The organism is Streptomyces sp. NPDC057271 (assembly GCF_042668715.1).
Classification (GTDB): domain Bacteria; phylum Actinomycetota; class Actinomycetes; order Streptomycetales; family Streptomycetaceae; genus Streptomyces.
In genome coordinates this window covers 14,608-19,949 of sequence record NZ_JBHUYJ010000015.1, presented here as the reverse complement: position 1 = coordinate 19,949, position 5,342 = coordinate 14,608, and the positions used below count along the sequence as shown (strand labels likewise).

The following is a 5,342-nucleotide window of genomic DNA, read 5'->3' as shown; positions in this document are numbered from 1 at the left end:
CCCCAACTGGAAACCCCCGAACAAAACAAGCCCCCCCACGGCGACACCGGGTGTGGTCCCCTGCACCCCGTGGGGGGTCGTCAGTCCCGGGTCGCCGCGGCGGTCGCGCGGACGCGCCCCCGGACCAGGAACCAGCCGCCGACGAGCAGGAGCCCGATCAGCGGGAGGGAGTTCACCGTGGTGCGGCTGATGCCGCCGTCCATCCACATCAGGACGAGGACGGAGCCGAGGAAGATCAGCGTGACGATCTGGGTGTACGGGGCCCAGGGCAGCCGGTAGCCGGGGCGGGTGACCCGGCCTTCCTTGGAGCGGTTCACGAACAGCAGCGAGCAGACCATGATCATGGCCCAGGTGCCGATGATGCCGATGGAGGCGAAGTTCAGCACGAGCTCGAAGGCCTCGCCCGGCATGAGGTAGTTCAGGCCGACGCCGAGGACACCGAAGGCGGCGGTGAGCAGGATGCCGCCGTAGGGCACGCCGCCCTTGTTCATGACTCCGGTGAACTTGGGCGCGGAGCCCGCGAGCGACATGGAGCGCAGGATCCGGCCGGTCGAGTAGAGACCCGAGTTCAGGCTGGAGAGCGCGGCGGTGAGGACGACCAGGTTCATCACGCCGGCGGCGCCGGGGATGCCCAGCTTGTCGAAGACGGTGACGAACGGGCTCTGGTCGCCGGAGTACGCGGTGTACGGCAGGAGCAGGGCGAGGAGGATCACGGAACCGACGTAGAAGAGGCCCACGCGCCACATGATCGAGTTGATCGCCCGCGGCATGATCTTCTCGGGGTTCTCGGTCTCGCCGGCGGCGACGCCGCACAGTTCGACGGAGGCGTACGCGAAGACGACACCCTGGATCAGGAGCAGCATCGGCATGACACCGGTCGGGAAGATGCCGCCGTTGTCCGTGATGGTGGACAGGCCCGGCGTGTGGCCGCCGACGTCGTGCGAGGTCACGATCAGGAAGATGCCGATGAGCATGAAGGCGACGAGCGCGCCGACCTTGATGATCGCGAACCAGAACTCCATCTCACCGAAGTACTTCACGGAGATGAGGTTGGCGGCGAGGACGACCGCGAGGGCGATCAGCGCGAGGATCCACTGCGGGACGTCGCTGAACATGGCCCAGAAGTGGGCGTAGGTGGCGGCCGCGGTGATGTCGGCGATGGCGGTGGTCGACCAGTTGAGGAAGTAGAGCCAGCCGGCCGTGTAGGCGCCCTTCTCGCCCATGAACTCACGCGCGTAGGAGACGAACGCGCCGGAGGAGGGGCGGTAGAGGACCAGTTCGCCGAGGGCCCGCACCACGAAGAAGGCGAAGACGCCGCAGACCGCGTACGCGATGAAGAGGGACGGGCCGGCGTTGGCCATGCGCCCACCGGCGCCGAGGAAGAGGCCGGTGCCGATCGCGCCGCCGATGGCGATCATGTTGATGTGCCGGGACTTGAGGTCCTTGCGGTACCCGGCGTCGCCGGCGTCCACGTGGGGGGACGCCCCGGATGCCGCCGCCGGTGGCGTGGCGGACAGCGTGTCGGCCGCGGGGAGGGTGCGGTCACTCATGGAGTTGTTCGCCTTCGTGAGGGGAGGGTCTGTGCGGTACCCGGCCGATCGCGTGGAGATCGTCCACGGCTCTCACGGCCAGCGCACATCGTCACGGCAAGGCGGGATTTCAGCAGTGGCCAATGTCACTGATCGCCCATATTTGAGCTACTTCTGAGGTTCATGAGGGGCGAACGCCTGGGATCGAAAGGTTCTACGGCGCGAGAACGTCCAGTTCCTTGAGGGCGCCGACCGCGATCCGGCGGGTGAGCTCCTCGGCGCGTACCGCGTCCCTCTCCCGCACCGCCTCGGCGACCTGGACGTGCAGGGTGACGGCGGCCGGGTCGGGGTCCTCGAACATCACCTGGTGGTGGGTGCGGCCGGTGAGCACCTCGGCGACGACGTCGCCGAGCCGGGCGAACATCTCGTTGCCGGAGGCGTTCAGGACGATCCGGTGGAAGGCGATGTCGTGGACGAGGTACGCCTCCAACTGCCGCCCGCGCGAGGTGGCGACCATGCCGAGCGCCTGCTCGGTCAGTTCACGGCACTGCTCGGGGGTGGCGCGCACGGCGGCGAGTCCGGCGGCGACGGGTTCGACGGCGGAGCGGAGCACGGTGAGCGAGCGCAGCTGACGGGGGCGGTCGGCACCGGCCAGGCGCCAGCGGATGACCTGGGGGTCGTACACGTTCCACTGCGCGGTCGGCAGGACGGTCACGCCCACGCGGCGGCGGGACTCGACCAGGTGCATGGACTCCAGGACGCGCACGACCTCGCGGACGACGGTGCGGGAGACGTCGAAGCGCTGGGCGAGTTCGTCGGTGCGCAGGACGCTGCCGGGCGGGTACTCCCCCGCGGTGATGGCGAGACCCAGGGTGGCGAGGACGTGCGAATGGAGCCCCTGGGCCGGTGTCGTCATGGGGGTCAGCCTACGCGTGGACCAAGATCACCAATAAAAAGTATGACTTTAAAGTCACAGCCTCTTGAATACGTCGTACCCAATGGGTTTCATGAGCGCGACGGAATCGATGTCGAAGAAGACAGCGAGGCACCACCCCATGAGCTCCACCTCCCCGACGGTCCCCCCGGTCGTCGTCGTGATGGGCGTCGCCGGCACCGGCAAGACGACCATCGGTCCGCTGGTCGCGGACGCGCTCGGAGTCCGCTATGCCGAGGGCGACGATTTCCATCCTGCGGCGAACGTCGCGAAGATGTCGGCCGGCACCCCGCTGGACGACGCGGACCGTGGCCCCTGGCTCGACGCGATCGGGCGGTGGGCGCACGGCCGTGAGGCGCTCGGCGGGGTGGTGAGCAGCTCCGCGCTGAAGCGGACCTACCGGGACCGGCTGCGGGCGGCCGCCCCGGACGTGGTCTTCCTCCATCTGACCGGCGACCGCGAGCTGATCGAGCGGCGGATGAGGGAGCGCAAGGGGCACTTCATGCCGACGGCGCTGCTCGATTCGCAGTTCGCCACGCTGCAGCCGCTCGGGGACGACGAGGCCGGTGTGGCCGTCGACGTCTCCGGCTCCCCCGAGGAGATCGCCGCGCGGGCGGTCGCCGCGTTGCGCGAGCTCGTCGGCTGATCCGCACAAGCCCTGCGGCAGGGCTGCCGCGGTCCTGCCGTGCCCCTGGAGTCCCGCCGTGACCAGCGGCACTCGGTACCCGTCGTCCGTCGCCAGTTCCGGGTGCCGGACGGCCCCTCCCGCCCTCACCCGTCCCCTAAGGAACCACCGTGACCAGTCTCAGCGTCGAGGTGCTGGCAGCGGACGCCGTCGAGCCGATCACCTCGGCAGGCAACGCCCAGCTCGGCATGGCCGTGCTCGCGGGCATAGCCGTCATCGTCCTGCTCATCACCACGTTCAAGCTGCACGCCTTCCTCGCCCTGACCATCGGGTCGCTGGCCCTCGGCGCCTTCGCCGGGGCGCCGCTCGCGGCGACCGTCGACTCCTTCACCGCCGGTCTCGGCAAGACCGTCGCGGGTGTGGGTGTGCTCATCGCGCTCGGCGCGATCCTCGGCAAGCTGCTCGCCGACTCCGGCGGCGCGGACCAGATCGTCGACACCATCCTCGCCAGGGCGAGCGGCCGGGCGATGCCCTGGGCGATGGTGCTGATCCTCCGTCATCGGTCTGCCCCTCTTCTTCGAGGTCGGCATCGTCCTGCTGATCCCGGTGGTCCTGCTCGTCGCCAAGCGTGGCGACTACTCGCTGATGCGGATCGGTATCCCGGCCCTCGCCGGTCTGTCGGTGATGCACGGTCTGATCCCGCCGCACCCCGGACCGCTGGTCGCCATCGACGCACTCGGCGCCGACCTCGGTGTCACCCTCGCCCTCGGCGTACTGGTCGCCATCCCGACCGTGATCATCGCCGGTCCCCTCTTCTCCCGGTACGCGGCCCGCTGGGTCGACATCCCGGCCCCCGAGAACATGATCCCCGCGCGGCCGTCGGAGGACCTGGAGAAGCGCCCCGGCTTCGGTCCCACCGTCGCGACCGTCCTGCTGCCCGTCGTCCTGATGCTGGTCAAGGCGCTGGTCGACATCGTCGTCGACAACCCCGACAACGCCGTACAGAAGGTCACCGACGTCATCGGCTCGCCGCTGATCGCGCTGCTCGCGGCCGTGCTGGTCGGCCTCTTCACGCTGGGCCGCGCGGCCGGCTTCACCAAGGAGCGGCTCTCCTCGACCGTCGAGAAGTCCCTCGCCCCGATCGCGGGCGTGCTGATGATCGTCGGCGCGGGCGGCGGCCTCAAGCAAACCCTGATCGACGTCGGCGTGGGCCAGATGATCCTGGACTTCTCCGAGAACTGGTCGATCCCGGCGCTGCTCCTCGCCTGGCTGATCGCGGTGGCCATCCGCCTCGCGACCGGCTCGGCCACGGTGGCGACGATCTCGGCGGCCGGGCTCGTGGCCCCGCTCGCCGAGGGCATGGGCACGAGTGAGACGGCGCTGCTCGTCCTCGCGATCGGTGCCGGTTCGCTGTTCTTCAGCCATGTGAACGACGCCGGGTTCTGGCTCGTCAAGGAGTACTTCGGGATGAACGTCGGCCAGACGATCAAGACGTGGTCGGTGATGGAGACGATCATCTCGGTCGTCGGCATCGTCTTCGTCCTGCTGCTGTCGCTGGCGCTGTAGCCACCGCGCCCCCGGCTCACCCGCGAACGGACGGGGTCCGGACGCCTCCCGGCGTCAGGACCCCGTCCGGTTGGTGCCGCGTGACGCGTGCCACACTGCGGCGCATGGAAGAGAGTGAGACCACCGCACAGACGGAGACCCTTGAGGATCCCGCGTCCCTCAAGCCGTTCGAGCTGGCCTTTCCCGGCCCCCTGCGCGACCGGCTCGTGGCGGCCGTCCTCGCCGGCGAGAAGACCTCGACGACGGGTCTCCTGGTGGAGTACGAGGTCGAGGGCGACGAACTGCCGCGCGTGGGCGAACGCTGGGCGCTGATCGACTCGCGGGAGCGGCCCGTCGCGGTGGTGGAGACCACGGAGGTACGGGTGCTGCCGGTCGGCGAGATCGACCTCCGGTTCGCGATCGAGGAGGGGGAGGGGTACACGACGGTCGCCGAATGGCGGGCCTCCCACGAGAGGTTCTGGCACGGCGCCGAGATGCGGGAGTTCCTCGGCGATCCGGAGTTCACGGTGACCGACGCGACGGTGGCGGTCGCGGAGCGGTTCAGGGTCGTACGGCATCTGGGCTGAGCCCGGGGGTGGGGGGGGGGGGGGGGGGGGGCCCCCCCCCCCCCCCCCCTCCCCACACAGCAGCTCCGAGCATGAAGAACACAGGACAAGCACCCTACTACCGCTCCCGCCCCCCTCCTACC

At 69.7% G+C, this 5,342-nt stretch carries 4 protein-coding genes and 1 pseudogene; 3 read left to right on the top strand and 2 right to left on the bottom strand.

What is annotated here, in order from left to right:
- Positions 1 to 80 precede the first annotated feature (80 nt).
- Positions 81 to 1,550 (bottom strand): amino acid permease, encoded by a 1,470-nt coding sequence (locus ACFUJR_RS10225; protein WP_383180980.1) that lies wholly within the window; start codon positions 1,548 to 1,550, stop codon positions 81 to 83.
- A gap of 193 nt (positions 1,551 to 1,743) precedes the next feature.
- Complete coding sequence (locus ACFUJR_RS10220; protein ID WP_383180977.1) at positions 1,744 to 2,445, bottom strand: FadR/GntR family transcriptional regulator; 702 nt, start codon at positions 2,443 to 2,445, stop codon at positions 1,744 to 1,746.
- A gap of 139 nt (positions 2,446 to 2,584) precedes the next feature.
- Between ACFUJR_RS10220 and ACFUJR_RS10215 the strand changes: the two genes are divergently transcribed.
- The 3 genes and pseudogenes from ACFUJR_RS10215 (at position 2,585) to ACFUJR_RS10205 (ending at position 5,220) form a co-directional block, all read left to right on the top strand.
- Positions 2,585 to 3,109 carry a gluconokinase gene (locus ACFUJR_RS10215; RefSeq protein ID WP_383180983.1) on the top strand — a complete coding sequence of 175 codons (525 nt, stop codon included), beginning with the start codon at positions 2,585 to 2,587 and terminating at the stop codon, positions 3,107 to 3,109.
- Between the two features lie 149 nt (positions 3,110 to 3,258).
- A pseudogene (locus tag ACFUJR_RS10210) lies at positions 3,259 to 4,654 on the top strand (gluconate:H+ symporter).
- 104 nt (positions 4,655 to 4,758) lie between these two features.
- Entirely contained in the window at positions 4,759 to 5,220 is a 462-nt protein-coding gene (locus tag ACFUJR_RS10205; RefSeq protein WP_383180974.1) for an ASCH domain-containing protein, read from the top strand.
- Positions 5,221 to 5,342 lie beyond the last annotated feature (122 nt).

Excerpts from the sequence above, each read along its gene's own strand:
- ACFUJR_RS10225 (WP_383180980.1), bottom strand. The coding sequence starts at position 1,550 with ATGAGTGACCGCACCCTCCCCGCGGCCGACACGCTGTCCGCCACGCCA.
- ACFUJR_RS10220 (WP_383180977.1), bottom strand. The coding sequence starts at position 2,445 with ATGACGACACCGGCCCAGGGGCTCCATTCGCACGTCCTCGCCACCCTG.
- ACFUJR_RS10215 (WP_383180983.1), top strand. The coding sequence starts at position 2,585 with ATGAGCTCCACCTCCCCGACGGTCCCCCCGGTCGTCGTCGTGATGGGC.
- ACFUJR_RS10205 (WP_383180974.1), top strand. The coding sequence starts at position 4,759 with ATGGAAGAGAGTGAGACCACCGCACAGACGGAGACCCTTGAGGATCCC.